Below are 23,460 nucleotides of genomic sequence, written 5' to 3'. Positions count from 1 at the left end.
CCGATCACTGCTCCGGCGCCGTGCCGTCTTCTGCTGTGGGCTCCTCTGGCGTAGCCTCGGCCGCTTCCTCCGAAACCATCTCGGAAGCCGAAACTTCCGAAACTTCCGAAACTTCCGAGCCCTCCGAACCTTCAGCGGCGTCGGAAGCCTCCTCGCCACCATTGGCGACGTCCGAACCCTCGTCCGCGTTGCGTGCGACCGCGAGAAGAGTGGTTCCGTCACCCAGGTTCATCAGCCGAACGCCCTTGGTCTGCCTGCCCGCCTTGCGCACGTCCCGCGCCGGCGTGCGGATGACCCCGCCGCTGGACGTGATGGCGAACAGCTCGTCGTCCTCGTCGACGATGAGTGCCCCCACCAGCCTGCCACGTTTGCTGTCGTGCTGAATGGTGAGCACGCCCTTGCCGCCGCGGCCCTGTACCGGATAGTCCTCGATCGGCGTCCGCTTCGCATACGCGCCGTCCGTGGCGACCAGCAGGAACTTGTCCGGTTTGACCACGCTGATGCCGAGCAGTTCGTCGCCGTCGTTGAACCGCATGCCCAGCACGCCCGAGGTCGGCCTTCCCATCGGGCGCAGCGCCTCGTCGGTCGCGTGGAAGCGGATCGACTGGCCGCCCGCCGACACCAGCAGCAGGTCGTCCTCGGCCGCGGCCAGCACCGCGCCCATCAGCTCGTCGCCCTCGCGCAGGTTGATCGCGATCAGCCCGCCCGCGCGGTTGGAGTCGAAGTCGGTGAGCTTCGTCTTCTTCACCAGGCCGCGCTTCGTGGCGAGCACCAGGTACGGCGCGACCTCGTAGTTCGGGATCTCGATGACCTGGGCGATCTGCTCGTCCGGCTGGAACGCGAGCAGGTTCGCCACGTGCTGGCCGCGCGCGTTGCGGTTGGCCTCGGGCAGGTCGTAGGCCTTCGCCCGGTAGACCCGGCCCTTGTTCGTGAAGAACAGGATCCAGTCGTGCGTGGAGCACACGAAGAAGTGCTGGACGATGTCGTCCTGCTTCAGCGTCGCGCCCTGCACGCCCTTGCCGCCGCGCTTCTGCGAGCGGTACAGATCGGTTTTCGTCCGCTTGGCGTAGCCCGTGCGGGTGATGGTGACGACGACGTCTTCCTGCGCGATCAGGTCCTCGACCGACACGTCGCCGTCGAACGGGATGATCTGCGTGCGCCGGTCGTCGCCGTACTTGTCGACGATCTCCATCAGCTCGTCGCGGATGATCGACCGCTGCCGCTCCGGCTTCTCGAGGATGTCCTTGAGGTCGGCGATCTCCAGCTCGATCTCGGCCAGCGTGTCGATGATCCGCTGCCGTTCCAGCGCGGCCAGCCGGCGCAGCTGCATGTCCAGGATCGCGGTGGCCTGGATCTCGTCGATCTCGAGCAGCGACATCAGCCCCGGCCGGGCCTCGTCCGCCGACGGCGACCGCCGGATCAGGGCGATCACCTCGTCCAGCATGTCGAGCGCCTTGACCAGACCGCGCAGGATGTGGGCCCGTTCCTCGGCCTTGCGCAGCCGGAACCGGGTCCGCCGCACGATCACGTCGACCTGGTGCTTCACGTAGTGCCGGATGATCTGGTCGAGCCGCAGCGTGCGCGGCACGTCGTCGACCAGCGCCAGCATGTTCACGCCGAAGTTCTGCTGCAGCTGGGTGTGCTTGAACAGGTTGTTCAGCACCACCTTCGCCACCGCGTCGCGCTTGATCGTGATGACGATCCGCATGCCGGAACGACTGTTGGACTCGTCCGCGATGTCGGCGATCCCGGTGATCTTGCCGTCGCGCACCAGGTGCGCGATGTTCTCCACCAGGTTGTCCGGGTTCACCTGGTACGGCAGCTCGGACACGACCAGGATGGTGCGGCCCTTCGCGTCCTCTTCGACCTCGACGACCGCGCGCATCCGGATCGAACCGCGGCCGGTGCGGTAGGCGTCCTCGATGCCGGACGTGCCGAGGATCATCGCCTTGGTCGGGAAGTCCGGGCCCTTGATCCGCACGAGCAGCGCGGCCAGCAGTTCGTCGTCGGTCGCTTCCGGGTTCTCCAGCGCCCACACGACGCCTTCGGAGACCTCGCGCAGGTTGTGCGGCGGGATGTTGGTCGCCATCCCGACCGCGATCCCGGAACCGCCGTTGACCAGCAGGTTCGGGAAGCGCGACGGCAGTACGTCGGGCTCCTGGGTGCGGCCGTCGTAGTTGTCGCGGAAATCGACGGTGTCCTCTTCGATGTCCGCGAGCATCTGCATCGCGAGCGGCGCGAGCCGGGACTCGGTGTACCGCATCGCGGCCGCCGGGTCGTTGCCCGACGAGCCGAAGTTGCCCTGGCCGTCGATCAGCGGATAGCGCAGCGACCACGGCTGGGCGAGCCGCACGAGCGCGTCGTAGATCGCCGAGTCGCCGTGCGGGTGGTAGTTGCCCATGACGTCGCCGACGACGCGCGAGCACTTGTTGTACCCGCGGTCCGGGCGGAACCCGGAGTCGAACATCGAGTACAGGATCCGGCGCGCCACCGGCTTGAGGCCGTCGCGCACGTCCGGCAGCGCCCGCGACACGATGACGCTCATCGCGTAGTCGATGTAGGAGCGCTGCATCTCCTGCTGGATGTCGACCGGTTCGATCCGGTCGTGTTCCGGCGGCAAGGTTTCCGTCATGGGGTCCTTCTCGGTGAGCAGTCCTGGGGATGCGGGTTAGGAGGGGACGCCTACACGTCCAGGAAGCGCACGTCCTTGGCGTTGCGCGTGATGAACGAGCGGCGGGCTTCCACGTCCTCGCCCATCAGCACGGAGAACAGTTCGTCGGCCTGCGCGGCGTCGTCGAGGGTGACCTGCCCGAGCAGCCGGTTCGCCGGGTCCATCGTGGTCTCCCACAGCTCCTCGGCGTTCATCTCGCCGAGACCCTTGTACCGCTGGATCGCGTCGTCCTTCGGAAGACGGCGGCCCGCCTCGACGCCGGCCTGGATGACCGCGTCGCGTTCCTTGTCCGAGTACGCGTACTCCGGCTCCGACCGCGGCCACTTGATCTTGTACAGCGGCGGCCGCGACAGGAACACGTGGCCGTGCTCGATCAGCGGCGTCATGAACCGGAACAGCAGGGTGAGCAGCAGCGTGGTGATGTGCTGGCCGTCGACGTCGGCGTCGGCCATCAGCACGATCTTGTGGTACCGCAGCTTCGAGATGTCGAAATCGTCGTGGATGCCGGTGCCGAGCGCGGTGATCAGCGACTGGACCTCGGTGTTCTTGAGGACGCGGTCGATGCGGGCCTTCTCGACGTTGATGATCTTGCCCCGGATCGGCAGGATCGCCTGGTACATCGAGTCGCGGCCTTCCTTGGCCGAACCGCCCGCCGAGTCGCCCTCCACGATGTAGAGCTCGCATTCGCCGGGGTCGTTCGAGCGGCAGTCCTTGAGCTTGCCCGGAAGTCCGCCGATCTCCAGCGCGCCCTTGCGCCGCACCAGGTCGCGCGCCTTGCGGGCGGCGAGCCGGGCCTGCGCCGACGAGATCGACTTGTTGATGATCGTCTTGGCTTCGCTCGGGTTGCGCTCGAACCAGTCGCCGAGCCATTCGTTCGACTGCTGCTGCACGAACGTCTTGGCCTCGCTGTTGCCCAGCTTGGTCTTGGTCTGGCCCTCGAACTGCGGTTCGGCCAGCTTGATCGACACGATCGCGGCGAGACCCTCGCGCACGTCGTCGCCGGTCAGGTTCGCGTCCTTCTCCTTGAGCAGCTTCTTCTCGCGCGCGTACGCGTTGACCACGCGGGTGAGCGCGGCGCGGAAGCCCTCTTCGTGCGTGCCGCCCTCGTGCGTGTTGATCGTGTTGGCGAAGGTGTACACCGACGGCGTGAACCCGGTGTTCCACTGCATCGCGACCTCGACCTCGAGGCCGGAGCCCTTGGCGTCGAAGGAGATGACGCTCTCGTGGATCGGGTCCTTGCTGCCGTTGATGTGCTTGACGAAGTCCTCGAGCCCGCCCGGGTAGCAGTAGACGACTTCCTTGACCCTGGCCTGCTTGCCCGCGGCGTCCTCTTCGGTCTCCTCGTCGGCGACGCGCTCGTCGCGCAGCGACAGGGTGAGGCCCTTGTTGAGGAACGCCATCTCCTGCAGGCGGCGCGAGATGGTCTCGAAGTTGTAGGTGGTGGTCTCGAAGATGTCGCCGTCGGCCCAGAACGTGATGGTGGTGCCGGTGTCGGTGGCCGGGCCGAGGTCCTCGAGCGGGCCCGGGACCTGGTTGAGGTACTCCTGGCGCCAGCTGCGGCCGCCGACCTTGATCTCCGCGAGCAGCTTCGTGGACAGCGCGTTCACCACGGAGACGCCGACGCCGTGCAGACCGCCGGACACCGCGTAGGAGTCGCTGTCGAACTTGCCGCCCGCGTGCAGGATGGTGAGCACGACCTCGAGCGTCGGCTTCTTCTCCTTGGGGTGGATGTCGACCGGGATCCCGCGGCCGTCGTCGACGACGCGCACCCCGCCGTCCGCGAGCAGGGTAACCTCGACCTTGGTGGCGTACCCCGCCATCGCCTCGTCCACGGAGTTGTCCACCACCTCCTGGACCAGGTGGTGGAGACCGCGCTCACCGGTGGAACCGATGTACATGCCGGGGCGCTTGCGAACTGCTTCGAGGCCTTCGAGCACGGTGATGGACGACGCGTTGTACTCGCTCTTGTTCTCGGTCACCGGCGTTGTTTCTCCTCGTCTCGCCCGAGCGGACGTCCGCTACTACAACAGTGTACTTGGCCGCACGCGCTCACATGCGGCTAGGACACCCCTCAGCCGGTCGCAGAGGGACGAAATCACCCTCAGTTGAGTCATCTCGTATCTGCACCTGCGCGGCCCGGTTCTCGGGGAACTCATCCGCCGGAGCGCAAGTCCCGTCAGCCGTACGTGTCACGCGGCCCGCGACCAGGCACGTGCCGGGGGCCTTTCCGCCAGCTCGGAGCGGTCGGACCCTGGATCCGCATCCGCTTGACCACGCCGTTCCCGACGCCCGCGGCGATCTTCGCCAGCAATTTGCCCTGCAGCAACCGCAGCTGCGTCGCCCACGCGGTGGAACTCGCGCGGACGGTCAGCTCGCCGTCTTTCAACGCGACCGGCTGGGCGTGTTCGGCGACGTCCTCGCCGACGAGCCGGGCCCACTGCCCGAACACGCGCGCGTTGGTCATCGTGTCCTGCCAGCCGCTGTCGGAGATCAGCCGCGACACGAGCCTGCCGAGCGGCTGCGGGTCGCGCGGATCCGCGCCGGGCCCGGACCAGCGCCGGCGCGCCCGGTTCTGCCCGCCGCCCCCGGTGATCCGGCCGCGCCGCAGGTTCGGCGGGGCTCCGCGTTCGCGGGCTTTGGCCTTCGCCGCCTCGAGCGCGGCGTGCGCGAGGTCGCGGCCGCTCGGTTTGTCCCCGGCGGGCGTCTCGTTCGGCCCAGTGGAACTGTCACGCTCCGTGGCGTCGCGGACGGGATTTCGAGGGTTAACCCGCGCTTCCGGGGTGTCAAGACCGCCATCCGGCCGGTTCGTCACGCGCGGCGATAACGCGCCACCGGGTTTATCCACACTGTCCACAGGTTTGTCCCCAGATCGGTGGGCAACCCGCGTGACCCCGGTCACCCCGCGTGGTCGTCGTGGCTGTTCAGGCACGGTTCACCTCCCCGTCGGCCACCGTGAACCTCGCTCCGGCGAGCTCGGTGGGCACGTCCTCGGCCACCGCCGCGGTGATGAGCACCTGTTCGGCGCCCGCGGCGACCTCGGCCAGCCGGGCCCGGCGCTTGCGGTCGAGTTCGGCGAACACATCGTCCAGCAACAAGACCGGTTCGCCCGCTTCGGCACGCAGAAGTTCGTAACTTCCGAGCCGCAACGCGAGCGCGAACGACCACGACTCGCCGTGACTCGCGTATCCCTTCGCCGGCGCCTCGCCGAGGATCAGCTCCAATTCGTCCCGATGCGGGCCGACGAGACTGATCCCTCGCTCCAGTTCCTGCCGCCGCGTGTCAGCCAGCGCCTTCAGCAACAGCTCGCGCAGTACCTCCGGCTCGGCCCGCTCGCCGCCAGGCACTCCGTACGACGGCGGAAGCGCTTCGCCGAGCGAAGACTTGTACGCGATCTTCGCCGGACGAGAGTCAGGCGCGACTCCCATATAAGCGTCAGCCGTGTACGGCGCGAGGTCCGCGATGAGGTTCAACCGTGCCGCCAGCAACTGCGCGCCAGCCACCGAGAGATGGTCGTCCCACACGTCGAGCGTCGACAGCGCGTACGGGTCTTCGCGGCCAGTACGTCGTTTGCCCGCGGTCTTGAGAAGCGCGTTGCGCTGCTTAAGCACCTTCTCGTAGTCCGCGCGCACGCCTGCGTACCGAGGCGCGCGAAGCACGAGCAGTTCGTCCATGAACCGACGGCGTTCGCTCGGGTCGCCGCGCACCAGCGAGAGGTCCTCCGGAGAGAACAGCACCGTACGCAGAATGCCGAGCACGTCCCGCGGCTTGCCGACCGCGCCGCGATTCACGCGGGCACGGTTGGCGCGGCCGGGCGTGATCTCGAGTTCGACCGTCAGCTCGCGGTCTTCGTTGACGACCGCGACCCGGACGAGCGCGCGCTCACAGCCGTGGCGGACGAGCGGGGCGTCCGTGGCGACCCGGTGCGAACCGAGGGTCGCCACGTAGCCGATCGCTTCGAGCAGGTTCGTCTTCCCCCGGCCGTTCTGGCCGACGAGCACGACCGGCCCCGGTTCGAGGGCGAGGTCGGCCAGCGGCCAGGACCGGAAGTCGGTGACCTGGAGATGTCGCAGATACACGGGCGGAGACCGCGGGAGCTAGCTCCCGGCCTTCTTCACGGCGTGGCCGCCGAACTGGTTGCGCAGCGCGGCGACGGCGCGCATCGCGGCGGAGTCCTTCTGCCGGGAGGAGAACCGGGCGAACAGCGCGGCCGACAGCACCGGGGCGGGCACCGCGTGGTTGACCGCTTCCTCCAGCGTCCAGCGGCCCTCGCCGGAGTCCTCGACGTAGCCTTCGAGGTCGTCCAGCTCCGGGTCCTCGTCCAGCGCGCGCACCAGCAGGTCGAGCAGCCAGGAGCGGACCACGGTGCCGCGTTGCCAGCCCTTGATCACGGCGGGCACGTCGTCGACGATCTTCGACGCTTCGAGCAGTTCGAAGCCCTCGGCGTAGGCCTGCATGATGCCGTACTCGATGCCGTTGTGGATCATCTTCGCGTAGTGCCCGGCGCCGACCGAGCCCGCGTGCGAGAAGCCTTCCTCGCGCGGGCCTTCCGGACGCAGCGCGTCGAAGATCGGCATCGCGCGCTGGACGTCGGACGCCGCGCCGCCGACCATCAGGCCGTAGCCGTTGTCCTTGCCCCACACTCCGCCGGAGACGCCGCAGTCGAGGTAGCCCACGCCGTGCGCGGCGAGCAGATCGGCGTTCAGCTTGTCGTCGGTGAACTTCGAGTTCCCGCCGTCGATCACCAGATCGCCCTCGGACAGCAGCTGCCCGAGCTCGGTCACGGTCTGCCGGGTCGGCTCCCCGGCCGGGACCATGATCCACACGATCCGCGGGCCGGACAGCTTGGACACCATGTCTTCGAGCGAGGTCGAGTCGCTGACGTCCTGGTTGCGGTCGTACCCGACCACCTCGTGCCCGGCGGCGCGCAGCCGCTCGCGCATGTTGAAGCCCATCTTGCCCAGGCCGACGAGACCCAGCTGAACCATGAGATCCCCTTTGGATTGGATCGGTTTTCCTCGGTTGGACGCGCCGCTCAGCCCGGCAGCCGGACCGGCATGAGCAGGTAGAGATACCCGGGGACGACGTTGCCCTCGGCGTCGGCGGGCTTGATCAGCGCCGGGCGGTTGGGCGTGGTGAACGTCAGCTCGGCCCGGTCGCTGTGCAGCGCGCCGAGCCCGTCGACGAGGTAGCCGGGGTTGAACGCGATGGTGACCGGCTCGCCCTCGTAGTCGACCTGCAGTTCCTCTTCGGCGCTGCCCTCGTCGTCGCCGCCCGCGGACAGCCGCAGCGAACCGTCGCCGAACTCGAGCCGCACCTGGGTGCCGCGCTCGGCGACCAGCGACACGCGCTTGATCGACTCGGTGAGCGCGCTGACCTCGATGACCGCCCGGGAGGTGTGGTTCGCGGGCAGCAGCTGGCGGTACGGCGGGAATTCGGCGTCGAGCAGGCGGGTGGTCGTGTAGCGGCCCGCGCCGGAGAGGCCGAGCAGCCCGTCGCCGGAAGCGAGCGCGAGCTGCACGGTGGTGCCCGCGCCGCCGAGCGTCTTGGCGGCCTCGGCGAGCGTGCGCGCCGGGACGAGCACCGCGGCGTCGGACAGGCCCTCGGCCGGCTTCCAGGTGAACTCGCGCATGGCGAGCCGGAACCGGTCCGTGGCGACGAGGGTCAGCGTCTCGCCGGAGATCTCCAGCCGCATGCCGGTGAGCATGGGGAGCGTGTCGTCCTTGCCGGCCGCGGTGGCGACCTGGGTGACCGCCTGGCCGAAGACGTCGCCGGTGAGCTCGCCCGCGTGCGCGGGCTGGGACGGCAGCTGCGGGTAGTCCTCGACCGGCATGGTCGGGAGGCTGAACCGGGCGCTGCCGCACGTGATGGTGGCGCGGGCGCCGTCGACGGAGATCTCCACCGGCTGCGCGGGGAGCGCCTTGGTGATGTCGGCGAGGAGCCGGCCGGAGACGAGCAGCCGCCCGCCGTCGGCGATGGTCGCGGGCACGCCGACCGTGGCCGAGACCTCGTAGTCGAATCCGGAGACCGTGAGCGCGTCGGACTCGCCGTCCGCGCCCGCGTCGAGGAGGACGCCGCCCAGGACCGGCACCGGAGGCCGGGAGGGGAGGCTTCTGGCCACCCACGCGACGGCGTCGGCGAGCCCGTCGCGCTCGACGCGGATCTTCATGCGCGCTTCCTTTCGACAGCCGAGCCCCTCGGCTCGTGAAGGGGTCGCCGGGCACCAGTCGTGAGCACCGCGCGCGACCGGGTCCCCGCCGGTCCGGTCCGCCCCGCGCGGGAACGGACCAGCTGCAGACATCCACGTTAGGCCGTCGCCGGGGGCGCCGTCACCTCGGCCTCCCCTTCGCTTTGTCGACAAGACGACACGAATCTCGGGTTGTCCCCAGTTTCGTCCTCCGCCTGTTTTTGTTCTGTTCTTTCTTAGAAGAGATGAAAAACCAGTAGCAGTAATAGGGGCTGTGGATTGTGTGGACAGCGCTCGTTCGCGCTGGTCGTGGCGCGCGGCGGCCTGTGGGCAGGCCTGGTGGCGGATCGGTGGATGGTTCGGGCGATCCGTGGATGGTTTCGGGCGTCCCCGGATTCATCCACAGTCGGCCCCGGTTGTCCCCAGGGTTGTCCCCAGGTTGGGGCCGAGTTGTACCCAGGCTCTGGGGGCAGCCGAAGCGGCCGGGATCGCCCTGGTGAGTGACGACCCACAGTTGTGGATGGCCTGTGGGCAACCTGGGGAAACCGCGTGGACAACCCTGGGGACAACCTGTGGATTCGGTGTGAGCGGGATGTGGAGCGAATCCGGGTCAGTGCAGCTCCGAGATCTGTTGGCACTGTGGGCAAACTGCCCACACCCTGGGGAAAACCCCTTGTGTATCAATAAGTTTGGGAAATTCTCTGTACACAGGCTGTGGACGTCTGTGGATGCGTACGCGTGCTTCGCTGCACTGCTGATCCGTACGCGCGCTTCAGCTGTGTACGCGCGAGAAGCCAGTCAGGGCACCAAAAAGGGCACCACGGGAGTCCGTGGTGCCCTTGAAGTCGAAACGAGACTGTCTACAAGCGAGTGTCCAAACTCAGCAGTCGGCTACTGACGGGCGCGCTGCTTGATCCGCGAGGTCAGCTCCTGCACCTGGTCGTAAATCCGCCGGCGCTCGGCCATCTCCTTGCGGATCTTCTTGTCCGCGTGCATGACGGTCGTGTGGTCGCGGCCGCCGAACGTCTGGCCGATCTTCGGCAGCGACATCTCGGTCAGCTCGCGGCAGAGGTACATCGCGATCTGGCGGGCCGTGGCGAGCGCCTTCGTCTTGCCCGGGCCGCACAGCTCGTCGAGCGTCACGTCGAAGAACTCCGCGGTGACGCCCATGATGGTCGGCGCGGTGATCTCCGGCGTGTGCGAATCCGGGATCAGGTCGCGCAGCACGATCTCGGCGAGCCCGACTTCCACCGGCTGCTGGTTCAGCGAAGCGAACGCGGTGACGCGGATCAGCGCGCCCTCCAGCTCGCGGATGTTCGCCTCGACCCGAGACGCGATGAACTCCAGCACCTCGCCGGGCACCGCGAGCCGGTCCTGCGCCGCCTTCTTGCGCAGGATCGCGATCCGCGTCTCCAGCTCCGGCGGCTGGATGTCGGTGATCAGGCCCCATTCGAACCGCGTCCGCAGCCGGTCCTCCAGCGTCTCCAGCCGCTTGGGCGGCCGGTCGGAGCTGACCACGATCTGCTTGTTCGCGTTGTGCAGCGTGTTGAAGGTGTGGAAGAACTCCTCCTGGGTGCCTTCCTTGCCCTCCAGGAACTGGATGTCGTCCACGAGCAGGATGTCGATGTCGCGGTAACGCCGCTGGAAGGCGACCTTGCGGTCGTCGCGCAGCGAGTTGATGAAGTCGTTCGTGAACTCTTCGGTCGAGACGTAGCGCACGCGCATGCCGGGGAACAGCCGCTGCGCGTAGTGCCCGACGGCGTGCAGCAGGTGTGTCTTGCCGAGTCCGGACTCGCCCCAGATGAACAGCGGGTTGTACGCCCGGGCCGGAGCCTCGGCCACGGCGACCGCGGCGGCGTGCGCGAAGCGGTTGGACGCGCCGATGACGAAGGTGTCGAAGTTGTACTTCTCGTTCAGCTTCGTCTTCGACGTCTGCGGCTGCGCCGGAGCGGTGTAGGGCTGGCCCGCGATCGGCTGCCCGGCGAACCGGGGCCAGATCTCGTTGGCGGTCGCCAGCGCTTCGCCCTCTTCGTCGACTTCCTCGTCCGGATCCTCGAGGTCGTCCAGGTTCGGGTGCACCGGCTGCTGCGGGGGCGGGGGCGGCGGTTCGACGCGGGCAGGCGGAAGACCGGCGGCGTCGACCTGCGGGCGGCGCGGCGGCGGCATCGGCTTCGGGCGCTCCGCGCGCACGTGGTCGGCCTGGCCGTTCTCAGTGTGCGGGCTCGCCGACGGGACCGGCTCCGGCCGGGGGGCGTCGTTTTCCACCCGGGCGGGTGACGCCACATAGCGGGGGGCCGGCGCGACCGGCTCGGTGCTGTCGACCTTCACCGCGAGCGACACCGGACGGCCGAGCCGACGGGACAGCGCTTCGGTGATCGAGGTGCGCAGCGCGCGTTCGATGGCTTCCTTCGCGAAATCGCTCGGCGCGGCGAGCAGCGCGGTGCCGTCGAGGAGACCGATCGGACGGGTCACCCGCATCCAGGCTCGTTGCTGCGGGGAGAGGGTGCCGTCGGACAGCTCCCGCACCACCTGCTCCCAGATGACGCCCAGATTGTGCTGGTGCTCCGACACCGGTCTGACTCCCCTCCCCTCGTCGGCGTGCACGCCTCGGACCACCCCGAGCACGTCCTGGAAGCTCGCCTCGAGCACGCGGTCCGGACTCACCCGCGCGACGGCACAGCGATATCCACAAAGTTGTCCACAGCTGTGCACTAATGTACGGCCGTCCGCAGCCACGCCACCTGCGGGCTCGCGTACTCCCCGGGCGCCTCCACACCCCCCCGGCGCCGGCGAAGCCGATTCAGTCCTGCCCGGAGGCCGAGAGAGGCACGCTAACAAGCCCTGCTCGATGCCACAAGACGTGGTGCTGCGCAAGCATTTCACGGTGTACGGCGTGTTGCCATTCGGTGCCGCGCCGTGCCGGAGGGCAGTCTGGCCGGTCGTCGCCGAGGGTGGCGGAGGGGCGCCTGCAGCGTTCACGACCGGGGTGCGTACCCTCGTAAGGTCTCCCGTATGCGACGGGTGCGTTTCGCGTGCCTACGTATGTCGTCGCTCGTCGTGACGAGGCCACCCGGTGGTAGGAGACAGCACGAACTTCCGTGCGACCCGCACGACACGCCGGGCGCCGGGGAATCCGCCGTCGCCCGACGGCCGAGACACAGGAGAAGCAGTGAGCAAGGGCAAGCGCACCTTCCAGCCGAACAACCGTCGCCGCGCGAAGACCCACGGTTTCCGCCTGCGCATGCGGACCCGTGCGGGCCGGGCGATCCTCGCGGCGCGCCGTCGCAAGGGCCGCGCCGAGCTGTCCGCCTGATCCGGCTCCGCGCAACCGCGTCGTGCTGCCCGCTGGCGCACGTCTGCGGCGGAGCGAGGACTTCCGGGTCGTCCTCCGCCGGGGGTCCCGAGCCGGCAGGCGCCGCCTCGTCGTCCATGCGTTGACCACGGACCCGTCCGTGGCCGCCTCGTTCGCGGCCAGGGCGGGTTTTGTGGTGAGCAAGGCCGTCGGGAACTCGGTGGTGCGCCACCGGGTGACCCGGCGGTTGCGCCACCTTGTTTCGGCGCGTCTCGGAACACTGCCCGCGGGCAGCTCGTTGGTGGTACGGGCATTGCCTCCGGCCGCGACCGCGTCGAGCGCTGAGCTCGGTGCGGATCTCGACGCCGCACTGCGCCGGCTCGGCCTCGCGCCGTCCGGCCGCCCGGCCGGGGCCGATGCTCCCCGGCAGCCGCGTCAGCAGGGCGCGGCCCCCGACCACGGATCAGCGGTGTAAACGGCCATGGACGCCACCTCCGAGCACAGCACCACCGAAGCACCCGAGGAAGACAAGCCGCCCCGGCCGGGTCCGGTCGCGTGGGTGCTGCTTCTTCCCGTGCGGTTCTACCGCAAGGCGATCTCGCCCTTTCTTCCCCCGGCCTGCCGGTTCTACCCGAGCTGCAGCGCGTACGCAGTCGAAGCCCTGACCCGCCACGGCGCGGCGCGGGGCTCCTACCTCGCGCTGCGCCGGCTGCTTCGCTGCGGTCCGTGGACCCCGCCCGGCCGCGACCCGGTGCCCGAGAAGTTCTCGTGGCGACACCGCACGCCTGAAACACCGATCGAGGAGTAGCTCAGTGCTCGATTTCATCTACTACCCCGTGTCCTTCATCTTGTGGTGTTGGCACAAGGTCTTCGGGTTCGTCTTCGGGGAAGCGACCGCGATCTCGTGGATCCTCGGCATCATCTTCCTGACGTTCACCGTCCGCGGCATCATGTTCAAGCCGTTCGTGAACCAGGTCCGGTCGATGAAGAAGATGCAAGACTTCGCGCCGGAAATGAAGAAGATCCAGAAGAAGTACGCGAACGACCGGCAGCGCCAGGCGCAGGAGATGCAGAAGCTCCAGCGCGAGCACGGCGTCAACCCGCTCGGCAGCTGCCTTCCGATGATCCTTCAGATCCCGGTCTTCATCGGCCTGAACCACGTGCTGCGCGCGTTCACCATGCCGCCCGCCGGCGGCGGCCCGAAGACCGAGAACTACTTCTTCAACGAGCACGACGTCAACTCGTACGTGAGCGCGAAGCTCTTCGGCGTCAACATGGGCGAGGCGGTCAACAACGGCGTCGGCGCCGTCGCCGGGCACGTCGCGAACGGCGGGTGGCACTGGGAGGTCCTCCCGGTCGCGCTGCCGCTGATGATCATCGCCTCGATCGCCACGCACCTCACCGCGCGGCACTCGGTCTCCCGGCAGAACGCTTCGGCCGCGGGCACCCCGCAGACCGCGATCATGAACAAGCTCACCATGTACGTCTTCCCGCTCGGCGTGCTCGTGTTCGGTGCCTTCTTCCCGCTCGGCCTGCTCTTCTACTGGCTGGCGAACAACGGCTGGACGCTCATGCAGCAGCGCCTCGTCTACACGAAGATCGACAAGGAAGAGGCCGCCCGCAAGGCGGAGGCCGCCGAGAAGCGCGCGTCGCTCGGCCCGAAGCCGGGTCAGAAGCCGACCGCGCCGAAGGTCGGCCAGAAGCCGGTGCAGCAGAAGAAGAACCAGCAGCAGGGCAAGGTGACCAAGGCGGGTTCGGCGCACGGTTTCGCGCAGACCGCGTCCGCGGGCGGCGGTGCCTCCTCGGAGAAGAAGGCGGCCGAACCGGCGGAGAGCGCGCCGGAGAACACAGCCACCCAGAACGGATCGAAGGAGAACGGCACCGGAGTGCCCGGGCTCCTCAAGGACTCGAACAGGAAGTCGGGCCGGAAGCGTCGCTGACGCTTCGGGTTCGGAGAGGAGACTGAACATGCCGGAGACGGTCGACACGATCGACGCCGATCAGGAAGAGACGAGTGCGGCGGCCGAGCCGAAGGCGGGCGGTGACGACGCTCTCGTGCAAGAGGGCGACATCGCCGGCGACTACCTCGAGCGTCTGCTTGACCTGCTCGACTACGACGGCGACATCGACCTGGACGTCGAAGCGGGCCGCGCGATCGTCAGCATCGACGGCGGCGACGACCTGGAGAAGCTGGTCGGTCCCCGCGGCACGGTGCTCGAAGCGCTGCAGGAACTGACCCGCCTCGCGGTCCAGCAGGAGACCGGCTCGCGCAGCCGGCTGATGCTGGACATCGCGGGCTGGCGCGCGGACCGCCGCGAGGAGCTCCGCGAACTCGGCCGGTCCACCGCGGAGTCGGTGCTGTCGAGCGGCGAGCGGGTGCGCCTGCAGCCGATGAGCCCGTTCGAACGGAAGGTCGTCCACGACGCGGTCGCGACGGTCAAGGGCGTCACGAGCGAGAGCGAGGGCGAGGACCCGAAGCGCCGCGTGGTGATCTTCCCCGAGGACTGAGCCCCCTCGGACGCGCGCCGCGTTGAGTACTGAGCCGAAGCGGCCCACCGGAGTGAATCCGGTGGGCCGCTTCTTTTATGTCTTCTTCCGCGGTACCGGCGGCGGGCCACTGCTACCCCGCCGACCTCGCTGACTCTGCCGACCTCGTTGACTTCGCTGACGGTGCTGACTGTCGCGGGCTCGCCCGCTGCGCGTGCCGGACTCTTCGATGCGGACCCGCTTCCCGACGTTAGCTTTCTCCCGAGCCGAGCCGAGCCGAGCCGAGCCGAGCCGAGCCGAGCCGAGCCGAGCCGAGCCGAGCCGAGCCGAGCCGAGCCGAGCCGAGCCGAGGCGAGCCGAGCCGAGCCGAGGCGAGCCGAGCCGAGGCGAGCCGAGCCGAGCCGAGCCGAGCCGAGGCGAGCCGAGGCGAGCCGAGGCGAGCCGAGCCGAGGCGAGCCGAGCCGAGCTGCATTGCCCTCCGTTGGGCCTTCCCTGCCGGTGGAGCGAATTACACGCGTGGCGTTTCACGTGAAACCCGCCGTCGCCATCTCACCCAGGCGACCGCGTTTCACGTGAAACGACCTGTGGATCGCTCGGCGACTCGAGTGGAGTTGTCCACAGTTGCGGTCTGTCGGCTCGATTTGGCGTCGGCATCAGGGACAATCAAGCGGGCGCGTTTCACGTGAAACGCGCGGAGCGAGGAGTGGGAGTAGTGAGCTTGGACGGCGCCACCGGAACGGTCCGGACCGCGGCGGTGGAGGTGTTCGGGGAGCGCGTCGAGCAAGCCGCCGGGTACGTGGAGCTGCTGGCGACTCATGGGGTCGAGCGAGGGTTGATCGGGCCGCGTGAGGTGGAGCGGCTGTGGGAGCGGCACGTGCTGAACTCCGCGGTGATCGGCGAGCAGATCCCGTCCGAGGCGCGCGTGGTCGACGTCGGGTCGGGTGCCGGGCTTCCGGGAGTACCGCTGGCGATCGCTCGACCGGACCTCGATATCGTGCTCTTGGAACCCATGGCTCGCCGGGTTGACTGGTTGGCTGAGGTCGCCGAGAAGCTGGAACTCCCGATCACCATCGTCCGTGGACGCGCCGAGGAGCGGTCCGTACGCGAGCAGCTGGGTGGCGCAGACGTCGTCACCGCCCGCGCGGTCGCCCCTCTTGCTCGGCTCGCGGGCTGGTGCCTTCCCCTGGTTCGTCCCGAAGGTCGACTGGTTGCCCTCAAAGGCGCCAGCGCCGCCGAAGAGATCTCCCGCGACCGCGACGCGGTGCGCAAGGCCGGTGGGGCCGACCCACAGGTCGCGGAATGCGGGAAGGCAGTACTTGAAGTCCCCAGCACGGTGGTCCTGATCCGACGCCTGCCGCCGAAGCCGAACCGGCCACGCGGCAGACGGAGCTAGCGAACGACAACAGCCGCGCCGTTCCACGTGAAACATCGCGGTGTGAACGCCCCGAATCGTCTACCAGGAGGAGGTGTCGAGACCGGTGAATCCCCCGCCGTCCGACTCCGCGGAGGCCAGCCAGGAGATGGGCTGGACGCCGATCGCTGAAGAAGCCGTTCGCGCCGCGAGCGTGCTCCACCCCAAAGAAGGGGTACTCCCCCGACCCGCGCGCCGCCGGGTGCTCACCGTCGCCAACCAGAAGGGCGGGGTCGGCAAGACGACGAGCACCGTCAACCTGGCCGCGGCGCTCGCCGTGCACGGGCTGAAAACCTTGGTGATCGACCTCGACCCGCAGGGCAACGCCAGCACCGCGCTCGACATCGACCACCGCTCCGGGACGCCCTCGATCTACGAGGTGCTCATCGGCGAGGTCTCGATCGCCGAGGCCGCACAGCAGAGCGAGCAGTCCCCCAACCTCTACTGTGTGCCCGCGACCATCGACCTCGCCGGCGCCGAGATCGAACTCGTCTCCATGGCGAACCGCGAGACGCGGCTCAAGGAGGCGCTGTCGTCCGGGGCGCTCGACGAGATCGGCGTCGACTACGTCTTCATCGACTGCCCGCCGTCGCTCGGTCTGCTCACCGTCAACGCGATGGTGGCGGCGCAGGAAGTGCTCATCCCGATCCAGTGCGAGTACTACGCACTCGAAGGTCTCGGGCAGCTCCTCAGCAACATCGAACTCGTGCAGCAGCACCTCAACCGCGAACTCAGCGTGTCGACGATTCTGCTCACCATGTACGACGGTCGCACCAAGCTCGCCGACCAGGTGACCAACGAGGTCCGCAACCACTTCGGCGACACGGTGCTGAAGACCGTCATCCCGCGCAGCGTGAAGGTGTCCGAGGCGCCTGGCTACGGCCAAACCGTCCTCGCTTACGACCCCGGTTCACGTGGTGCCATGAGCTATCTCGACGCGGCGAAGGAGATCGCCGAGCGGGGTGTGAAGGAGAGGAGCAGCACCACATGACTGAGCGCAGAGGAGGGCTCGGCCGCGGACTGGCGGCCCTGATCCCGACCGGACCGGCGACGCCTCCTCCGGCCGCGACCGAGGCCGTCACGTCCGCGGACAAAGCGGCACGCGAGGACAAGGGCTGGTTCGCGGCGAACGGCGCGGCGGGCCAGCAGGTCGCGGGCGGCGAGGTCGCCGGCGCGGTGTACCGCGAGATCCCGGTCAGCTCGGTCAAGCCGAACCCGAAGCAGCCTCGTCAGGTTTTCGACGAGGAAGCACTCGCCGAACTCGAGCATTCGATCCGCGAGTTCGGGCTCATGCAGCCGATCGTCGTCCGCGAACTGGGCGAGGACGAGTACGAACTCGTCATGGGCGAGCGCCGGCTGCGGGCCTCGCAGCAGGCGGAGCTCGAGGCGATCCCCGCGATCGTGCGGCAGACCGCCGACGAGTCGATGCTGCGGGACGCGCTCCTGGAGAACATCCACCGTGTGCAGCTGAACCCGCTCGAAGAGGCGGCGGCTTATCAGCAGCTGCTCGACGAGTTCGCGGTGACGCACGAGGAGCTGGCCGGTCGCATCGGCCGGAGCCGTCCGGTCATCACGAACACGATCCGGTTGCTCAAGCTCCCCCTCCCCGTGCAGCGACGAGTGGCCGCCGGCGTCCTGTCCGCCGGGCACGCGCGGGCGCTGCTGTCGCTGGAGGATCCGGACAGCCAGGAAGAGCTGGCGGCGCGGATCGTCGCGGAGGGCATGTCGGTGCGCGCCACCGAGGAAGCCGTCACGCTGAAGAAGAGTGAGAAGCCGCCGAAGCCGAAGGCCGCTCCCCGCAAGCCGATCCAGGCACCCGGATTGCAGGAACTCGCGAACCGGCTGTCCGATCGGTTCGACACCCGGGTGAAGGTCGACCTCGGCCGGCGCAAGGGACGCATCGTTCTCGAGTTCGGGTCGGTAGACGATCTTGAGCGGATCGTCGGGATCATCGACGCGAATTCCGGGGAAAAAACGACGAATCAGAGCGACGAAACCGATTAGGGATCACCCAGGGGCGTTTCGTCACGGTGATGATTGCGGATCGAGGCGGCCACGGTCACGCGGAGTGGCCGCCGGAATCGACCGGCGCGGGGAAGGGCGGCAGTCCGCCGTCCACCCCGGCCGCCTGGTTCTAGTTCGCGCGAGCGACGGCGCGCGCGACGAGATCCGCGAAAACTGAACCGAGGGTGGTGCCGGCGGCCTCGACCGCCATCGGCACCGTCGACGTTTCGGTGAGACCCGGCGAGAGGTTCACCTCAAGGAAGTGGACTCCCCCGTCCGGCGTGATCACCGCGTCGGTGCGCGAGATGTCGCGCAGCCCGAGCCACCGGTGCGCCCCGACCGCGAGTTCGCTGACCGCCTTCGCGGCTTCGTCGGAAATCCGGGCCGGGGTGAAGAAGTCAGTGAGACCCGCGGTGTAGCGCGCGGTGTAGTCGTAGACGCCGCTCTCCGGCACGATCTCCACCGCGGGCAGGGCCTCGGCCCCGTTCTCCCCTTCGATGACCGTGACGGCCACTTCAACGCCGTCCACGAACCGTTCCGCGAGCACGGTGTCGCCGTACGCGAAGCAGCCGACCATCGCCGCGGGCAGCTCCGCCGCTTCCCGGACCACCTGCGTGCCGAGCGCCGACCCGCCCTGGTCCGGTTTGAGGATCAGCGGCAGGCCGAGCCGCTCGACCATCGCGTCGAGCACCGACTGGGCGCCCAGCTCCCGGAAAGTGCTGTGCGGCAACACAATCCAGTCCGGCGTCGAGAACCCGGCCTGCTGCACGAACGCCTTCGCGGTCGGCTTGTCCCAGGCGCGGCGGCAACCCTGCGAGTGGGTGCCGACGAACGGCACGTCGAGCATCTCCAGCACGGTCTGCACCGAGCCGTTTTCGCCCTCACCGCCGTGCAGTGCGACGACAACCGCGTCCGGACGCTGCGTGCGCAGCCGTTCCAGCAGTCCGGCGTCGGTGTCCCACTCCTCGACCGTGAGGCCCTCGGCCCGCAGCGCGGCGGAGAGCCTGCGCCCGGAGCGGAGCGAAACGTCGCGTTCGTGGGAAAGCCCGCCGGCGAGCACGGCAACGGTACGGTCGACCACCGTGGGAACTCCTTAGTGTTGCTGGGCCGGTCAGACCGTGTCCGGAGACGGGGTCTCGGGCCCCGGGATGGTGCGAGCCTTCACGCTACCGAAGGTGCGGCCGAGGTCCATTTCGGACTCGAGCACCGCGGCGAGCCGGCGCACGCCCTCGCGGATGCGTTCCGGCGTCGGATAGCAGTACGACAACCGCATCTGGCGGGAGCCGAACCCGTCGGCGTAGAAACCGGTGCCGGACGCGTACGCGACCCGAGCGGTAACCGCGCGCGGCAACATCGCTTTGGTGTCAACGCCTTCCGGCACGGTGACCCACACGTAGAAGCCGCCGTCGGGGTTGGTCCAGGAGCAGCCGGGCGGCAAATACTGTTGCAGCGCCGACAACATCGCGTCGCGGCGTTCCCGGTAGTTCTCCCGGAACTTCTTGATCTGGCCCTTCCAATCGTGCGTCGCGAGGTAGCGCGAGACGATCATCTGGTTGAAGGTCGGCGGGCACAGCGTCGCGGATTCCGCTGCCAGCACAAGCTTTTCGCGCACCGCGTGCGGCGCGAGTACCCAGCCGACGCGCAGTCCGGAGGCGAACGTCTTGGAGAACGAGCCGAGGTACACGACGTTGTCCGGGTCGAGCGAGCGCAGCGCCGGGTAGGTCTGGCCGTCGAAACCGAGCAGGCCGTACGGGTTGTCCTCGATGATCAGCACGCCGTGTTCACGGCAGATCTCGACGATTTCCGGCCGCCGTTCGACCGACAGCGTCACGCCGGCCGGGTTGTGGAAATTCGGGATCGTGTAAAGGAATTTGACCCGCTGCCCGGCTTTTTCGGCCTGGCGCAAGGCTTCCCGCAACCCTTCGGGAACGAGACCGTGCTCGTCCATCGCGACGTGCACGACGTTCGCCTGGTACGCGGAGAACGAGCCGAGCGCGCCGACATACGACGGGCCTTCGGCGATCACGACGTCACCCGGGTCGCAGAAAAGCCGGGTCACCATGTCGAGGCCCATCTGGGAACCGACAGTGACCACGACGTCGTCGGGGTGCGCCTTGATCCCCTCGAGAGCCATGATTTCGCAGATCTGGTCACGCAGCGCGGGAATCCCGTGCGCGGACCCGTACTGCAGGGCGACGAGCCCCTCCTCGGCGATGATCTCGCCGACCTGAGCCGAGAGGGTGTCGAGCGGCAGCGCGGCCAGGTTCGGCATGCCACCGGCGAGCGAGACGACCTCCGGCCGGCTTGCCACTGCGAAAAGCGCGCGGATCTCGGATGCGGTCATCCCGGCGGTACGTGCCGCGTACCGGTCGAGATGCGGGTCGAGATTGTGGCGGCCGGTCTGCGGCTTGGCGGGGCGGTTCTCGGTCATCGGACACCTGAGGGCTCGGTGGTACCTGCTGGTAGATCCATCGAGTGTAACCGCGGCCTCTTCCGGCTCCCCGCTCTTCCGGCGCTTGTCACATCGGCCTATCCTCGGGGTGGTTCTTCCGGTGCTGCCTGCGCTCTTGCGGGCGCGAAGGCCGGAGTTGCGGGGTTCAGGGAGGTTTCAGGTGTCACGTCGCGTGGTGGGCGTCACCCTGGACAATCTCGAGCACCTGCCCAAGAGCTGCCGCCAGTGCGTGTACTGGGAGCTCGCGCCGCATCTGAAGGCGCAGGCCGATGAATACGGCTCCACCGAGGTCGAGAAGGAAGCCTGGGTGTCCAGCGTGCTGCTGGAATGGGGTTCCTGCGGCCGCATCGTCTACAGCGACACGCTGCCGGTCGGCTTCGTGCTCTACGCCCCGCCGAACGCGGTGCCCCGCTCGCTCGCCTTCCCGACGTCGCCGCCCAGCGCCGACGCCGTCCTGCTCACCGCCTTCCAGGTCCTGCCGGAATTCCGCGGCGGCGGCCTGGGCCGGATGCTGGTGCAGGCGGTGGCGAAGGACTTGACCAAACGAGGCGTCCGCGCGATCGAAGCCTTCGGCGACGCCACCCCCGACGACGAGGACCCGCTGGGCCAGCATTCCTGCGTGCTGCCCGCCGCGTTCCTGCAGAGCGTCGGCTTCAAAACGGTGCGCCCGCACCGGAAGTACCCGCGACTGCGTCTGGAACTGCGCTCGGCGATCACCTGGAAGGAAGACGTCGAAGCCGCCCTGGAACGTCTGCTGGGCCAGGTGACGATCACGACCGCCGAACCGAGCCTCGGCCGCGCCTGACTGTTGTTCTCTGGGCTGACCAGATCAGCCAGAATGACGTCGCTGGCACTCACTTTGAACAGCCCGTCGGTCTTGCTCGCCGCTGGCCGCGCCTGCGGGCTTCTATTCGCCTCTTTGGTCACTCTCCGTACTGACCGAGCGGCTTCCCTGGCTTCCCGCCGAGCTTTCACCCCGCGCTTTTCGCCCCGCGACTGACCTTGTCCGGGACCGCCTCAACAGCATCATCCGAGGTCAGACCGCGCCCGGTCCTCTCCGCTTCCAGGTGGGGCCTGGCTCGGCTAGACCGGCCCCATACCACCTCTGGATCGCCGCGGAAACACCCACTCCCGGTACCTGTGGGCAACTGTGGAAGAACCCCCGAGTTATCCACAGATTGCAGATAGAGGCCGTGGAAAAGCTGTGGATGGATAGAATGGATCTGGGGACGCCCCCCGGTGAGGGTGGGGGCTGCCCCCAGGTGTGGTGGCGGCTGGAACGGCTGGGCGCAAGTTCTTGTGGCGCCGGTTAAGCGGTGGGGTGGCTCCGGTTGTTAGGTCCTGAGGGCGCGGTCGGGGCGCGTGGGGTGGGGACGAGAGTCGCGGGGGGTGCTGGTCCGGGGACGGGGCGGCTGGTGGTGACTGTGGGTAGCAGGTGGCGGAGGTGAGACAGGGTCAGCACGGGTAAACGGGCGGGCGCGCGCCGGGCTGAGAGGGGCAGCGGCCGGTTGGGGCGCGCTGGACGGGGCTCTGGCGGTATTGGGCGAGATAAGCCCGGGGAAGGGCGTCTCAGGCCCAGGCAAGGGGTAAGAAGGAACGCTGCGGCCGAACGAAAAGAGCGGTTACTCGGCCTTCGCGAGTTCGTGGGCCAGGACGTCGGCGAAGGTGAAGGTGCCGGTGGGCTGGTCGCCTTCGCCCAGGAGGTAGAGGCGCTTCACCGCGATGAGGATGCCCTCGGCCACGACGTCGCGGAAGGCGGGGTCGGCCAGGCGGGCGGCGTCGTCCGGGTTCGTCAGGTAGCCGATTTCCACGCGGACCGCGGGGCAGCGCGTGCGGGTGAAGATTTCCCACGTCTTGTAGTGCGTGCGGCAGTCCAGCAGGCCGGTGCGGGCTGCGACCTCGCGCTGGATGAAGCCGGCCAGCAGTTCGCCGACGGTCGACGTCGTGCCGTTGCCGGTGCCGAAGTGGAAGCTCGCCACGCCCTGGGCGCGCGGCGACGGGTTGCCGTCGCTGTGCAGCGACAGGAACAGGTCCGCGCCGGCGTCGTTGGCGAAACGGGCGCGTTCGAAATCCGTCGGGCTGTGGTTCGGGCCCCGGCTGATCAGGGCCTCCATGCCGGTCGCCTGCATCCGGCCTTCGAGCCGTCGCGCCAGGTCCCAGGCGATGTCCGCCTCGCGCAGGCCGCCGGCGACGACGCCGAGGTCTTCGCCTCCGTGGCCCGGGTCGATGACGATGCGCTTGCCGCGCAGCCGCGGGCCTGCCTGGCGCACCTGCTCCTGCTCGCGCAGGAAGACCGGGCGGCCGCCGCGGGCGCGGGGCGACGACAGGCGGTGCAGTTCGCGGATCGTGGCCGGGCCGCAGATGCCGTCCGACGTCAGGCGCATGTCGCGCTGGAACGTGCGGAGGGCGCGTTCGGTCTGCGGGCCGAAATACCCGTCCGGGCGACCCGCGTCGAAGCCCAGTTCGGTGAGCCGTTCCTGAAGAGTGAAAACGTCGTCGCCGTGCACCGGCGACGACAAAAGGTACTGGAGCGGGCGGCTCCCGAGGTGATAGCTGGCGCCCTTGAGCGCCTGGTACGTCGCAGGGCCCACCACGCCGTCGGTGATGAGCCCGCGGCGCTGCTGGAACGCGCGCACGGCCTGCTCCACCGCGACGTCGAACGTGTTGTACCGCTCGGTCCCCGCCACCGGCGGGAGCAGATCCATCCCGGCAAGGATCGACCTGATCTCGGCGACGTCGGGACCGGCGTCACCGCGGCGGAGTACCCGCATGCACTCCTCGCTCTTCCTCAGGCACCGAAACCGGCTCGATGCGAAACAGAAACCCGGGTAGGGGTGTACCCAGGCACCTATTGTGCCCTGTGAACTCTCGGTAAGGACGCAGGCCCGGTCGGTGCGCCCCTGGAGGGGTGGGTCCGTACTCGGGGGACACGCCGGGTACACCTGCGTGCCCACCCCCG

General features: G+C 68.7%; 20 protein-coding genes. 9 read left to right on the top strand and 11 right to left on the bottom strand.

Annotation, left to right across the window (positions count from 1 at the left end; genetic code table 11):
* Positions 1-4: 4 nt before the first annotated feature.
* The 7 genes from gyrA to dnaA all read right to left on the bottom strand — a co-directional run bounded on the left by gyrA (position 5) and on the right by dnaA (position 11,426).
* A complete protein-coding gene (gene gyrA / locus CU254_RS39265) occupies positions 5-2,632 on the bottom strand; it encodes a DNA gyrase subunit A (RefSeq protein WP_009085478.1) in 2,628 nt (875 codons plus the stop codon).
* 50 nt (positions 2,633-2,682) lie between these two features.
* Positions 2,683-4,650, bottom strand: coding sequence for a DNA topoisomerase (ATP-hydrolyzing) subunit B (gene gyrB, locus CU254_RS39260; RefSeq protein WP_009085476.1), 1,968 nt, complete (start codon positions 4,648-4,650; stop codon positions 2,683-2,685).
* A 197-nt stretch (positions 4,651-4,847) separates the two neighbouring features.
* Complete coding sequence (locus CU254_RS39255; protein WP_009085474.1) at positions 4,848-5,483, bottom strand: DciA family protein; 636 nt, start codon at positions 5,481-5,483, stop codon at positions 4,848-4,850.
* A 109-nt stretch (positions 5,484-5,592) separates the two neighbouring features.
* Positions 5,593-6,747, bottom strand: coding sequence for a DNA replication/repair protein RecF (gene recF, locus CU254_RS39250; RefSeq protein ID WP_100266993.1), 1,155 nt, complete (start codon positions 6,745-6,747; stop codon positions 5,593-5,595).
* 18 nt (positions 6,748-6,765) lie between these two features.
* Entirely contained in the window at positions 6,766-7,656 is an 891-nt protein-coding gene (gene gnd / locus CU254_RS39245) for a phosphogluconate dehydrogenase (NAD(+)-dependent, decarboxylating) (RefSeq protein ID WP_100266992.1), read from the bottom strand.
* Between the two features lie 47 nt (positions 7,657-7,703).
* On the bottom strand, positions 7,704-8,837 hold the full coding sequence (dnaN, locus tag CU254_RS39240; RefSeq protein WP_037809143.1) for a DNA polymerase III subunit beta: 1,134 nt from the start codon (positions 8,835-8,837) through the stop codon (positions 7,704-7,706).
* A gap of 909 nt (positions 8,838-9,746) precedes the next feature.
* Complete coding sequence (dnaA, locus tag CU254_RS39235) at positions 9,747-11,426, bottom strand: chromosomal replication initiator protein DnaA (protein ID WP_100267190.1); 1,680 nt, start codon at positions 11,424-11,426, stop codon at positions 9,747-9,749.
* A 598-nt stretch (positions 11,427-12,024) separates the two neighbouring features.
* Between dnaA and rpmH the strand changes: the two genes are divergently transcribed.
* From rpmH to CU254_RS39210, 5 genes are read left to right on the top strand one after another with little or no spacing between them, the layout of a single operon-like run.
* Positions 12,025-12,168 (top strand): 50S ribosomal protein L34, encoded by a 144-nt coding sequence (gene rpmH, locus CU254_RS39230; protein ID WP_037363527.1) that lies wholly within the window; start codon positions 12,025-12,027, stop codon positions 12,166-12,168.
* A gap of 22 nt (positions 12,169-12,190) precedes the next feature.
* On the top strand, positions 12,191-12,622 hold the full coding sequence (gene rnpA, locus CU254_RS39225) for a ribonuclease P protein component (protein ID WP_037716315.1): 432 nt from the start codon (positions 12,191-12,193) through the stop codon (positions 12,620-12,622).
* A 6-nt stretch (positions 12,623-12,628) separates the two neighbouring features.
* A complete protein-coding gene (yidD, locus tag CU254_RS39220) occupies positions 12,629-12,955 on the top strand; it encodes a membrane protein insertion efficiency factor YidD (protein ID WP_009085349.1) in 327 nt (108 codons plus the stop codon).
* 4 nt (positions 12,956-12,959) lie between these two features.
* Positions 12,960-14,087 carry a membrane protein insertase YidC gene (gene yidC, locus CU254_RS39215; RefSeq protein ID WP_009085347.1) on the top strand — a complete coding sequence of 376 codons (1,128 nt, stop codon included), beginning with the start codon at positions 12,960-12,962 and terminating at the stop codon, positions 14,085-14,087.
* A 28-nt stretch (positions 14,088-14,115) separates the two neighbouring features.
* Positions 14,116-14,655 carry a R3H domain-containing nucleic acid-binding protein gene (locus CU254_RS39210; protein WP_009085346.1) on the top strand — a complete coding sequence of 180 codons (540 nt, stop codon included), beginning with the start codon at positions 14,116-14,118 and terminating at the stop codon, positions 14,653-14,655.
* A gap of 229 nt (positions 14,656-14,884) precedes the next feature.
* Here CU254_RS39210 and CU254_RS43390 read toward each other — a convergent pair whose 3' ends face one another.
* Positions 14,885-15,106 (bottom strand): hypothetical protein, encoded by a 222-nt coding sequence (locus CU254_RS43390; RefSeq protein ID WP_159396489.1) that lies wholly within the window; start codon positions 15,104-15,106, stop codon positions 14,885-14,887.
* A 240-nt stretch (positions 15,107-15,346) separates the two neighbouring features.
* Between CU254_RS43390 and rsmG the strand changes: the two genes are divergently transcribed.
* The 3 genes from rsmG to CU254_RS39195 all read left to right on the top strand — a co-directional run bounded on the left by rsmG (position 15,347) and on the right by CU254_RS39195 (position 18,049).
* Positions 15,347-16,027 carry a 16S rRNA (guanine(527)-N(7))-methyltransferase RsmG gene (rsmG, locus tag CU254_RS39205; RefSeq protein WP_037716313.1) on the top strand — a complete coding sequence of 227 codons (681 nt, stop codon included), beginning with the start codon at positions 15,347-15,349 and terminating at the stop codon, positions 16,025-16,027.
* Between the two features lie 85 nt (positions 16,028-16,112).
* On the top strand, positions 16,113-17,036 hold the full coding sequence (locus CU254_RS39200) for a ParA family protein (protein ID WP_037716311.1): 924 nt from the start codon (positions 16,113-16,115) through the stop codon (positions 17,034-17,036).
* The gene (locus tag CU254_RS39195) at positions 17,033-18,049 is read left to right on the top strand and encodes a ParB/RepB/Spo0J family partition protein (RefSeq protein WP_009085341.1); all 1,017 of its coding nucleotides are present in this window, start codon (positions 17,033-17,035) and stop codon (positions 18,047-18,049) included. The genes CU254_RS39200 and CU254_RS39195 overlap by 4 nt, the downstream gene beginning before the upstream one ends.
* Before the next feature lie 130 nt (positions 18,050-18,179).
* On the opposite strand, the gene CU254_RS39190 is transcribed toward CU254_RS39195, so the two are convergent.
* Together CU254_RS39190 and CU254_RS39185 are read right to left on the bottom strand one after the other, a co-directional pair.
* Complete coding sequence (locus CU254_RS39190) at positions 18,180-19,130, bottom strand: D-alanine--D-alanine ligase (protein ID WP_009085339.1); 951 nt, start codon at positions 19,128-19,130, stop codon at positions 18,180-18,182.
* A gap of 30 nt (positions 19,131-19,160) precedes the next feature.
* A complete protein-coding gene (locus tag CU254_RS39185) occupies positions 19,161-20,480 on the bottom strand; it encodes a PLP-dependent aminotransferase family protein (RefSeq protein ID WP_009085337.1) in 1,320 nt (439 codons plus the stop codon).
* A 181-nt stretch (positions 20,481-20,661) separates the two neighbouring features.
* On the opposite strand from CU254_RS39185, the gene CU254_RS39180 reads away from it, so the two are divergent.
* The gene (locus CU254_RS39180) at positions 20,662-21,306 is read left to right on the top strand and encodes a GNAT family N-acetyltransferase (RefSeq protein WP_009085334.1); all 645 of its coding nucleotides are present in this window, start codon (positions 20,662-20,664) and stop codon (positions 21,304-21,306) included.
* Positions 21,307-22,123: 817 nt separating this feature from the next.
* On the opposite strand, the gene CU254_RS39175 is transcribed toward CU254_RS39180, so the two are convergent.
* A complete protein-coding gene (locus CU254_RS39175) occupies positions 22,124-23,272 on the bottom strand; it encodes an N-acetylmuramoyl-L-alanine amidase (RefSeq protein WP_009085332.1) in 1,149 nt (382 codons plus the stop codon).
* Positions 23,273-23,460: the final 188 nt, after the last annotated feature.

The organism is Amycolatopsis sp. AA4 (assembly GCF_002796545.1).
Taxonomy (GTDB): Bacteria; Actinomycetota; Actinomycetes; order Mycobacteriales; family Pseudonocardiaceae; genus Amycolatopsis.
Note: the sequence above shows the minus strand (reverse complement) of the source record. Positions and strands in the feature narration are given on the sequence as shown.

Bases quoted from the DNA above. Each gene is read 5' to 3' on its own strand.
- gyrA (WP_009085478.1), bottom strand. From the start codon at position 2,632: ATGACGGAAACCTTGCCGCCGGAACACGACCGGATCGAACCGGTCGAC.
- gnd (WP_100266992.1), bottom strand. From the start codon at position 7,656: ATGGTTCAGCTGGGTCTCGTCGGCCTGGGCAAGATGGGCTTCAACATG.
- dnaN (WP_037809143.1), bottom strand. From the start codon at position 8,837: ATGAAGATCCGCGTCGAGCGCGACGGGCTCGCCGACGCCGTCGCGTGG.
- yidD (WP_009085349.1), top strand. From the start codon at position 12,629: ATGGACGCCACCTCCGAGCACAGCACCACCGAAGCACCCGAGGAAGAC.
- CU254_RS39210 (WP_009085346.1), top strand. From the start codon at position 14,116: ATGCCGGAGACGGTCGACACGATCGACGCCGATCAGGAAGAGACGAGT.
- CU254_RS43390 (WP_159396489.1), bottom strand. From the start codon at position 15,106: ATGCAGCTCGGCTCGGCTCGCCTCGGCTCGGCTCGCCTCGGCTCGCCT.
- CU254_RS39195 (WP_009085341.1), top strand. From the start codon at position 17,033: ATGACTGAGCGCAGAGGAGGGCTCGGCCGCGGACTGGCGGCCCTGATC.
- CU254_RS39185 (WP_009085337.1), bottom strand. From the start codon at position 20,480: ATGACCGAGAACCGCCCCGCCAAGCCGCAGACCGGCCGCCACAATCTC.
- CU254_RS39175 (WP_009085332.1), bottom strand. From the start codon at position 23,272: ATGCGGGTACTCCGCCGCGGTGACGCCGGTCCCGACGTCGCCGAGATC.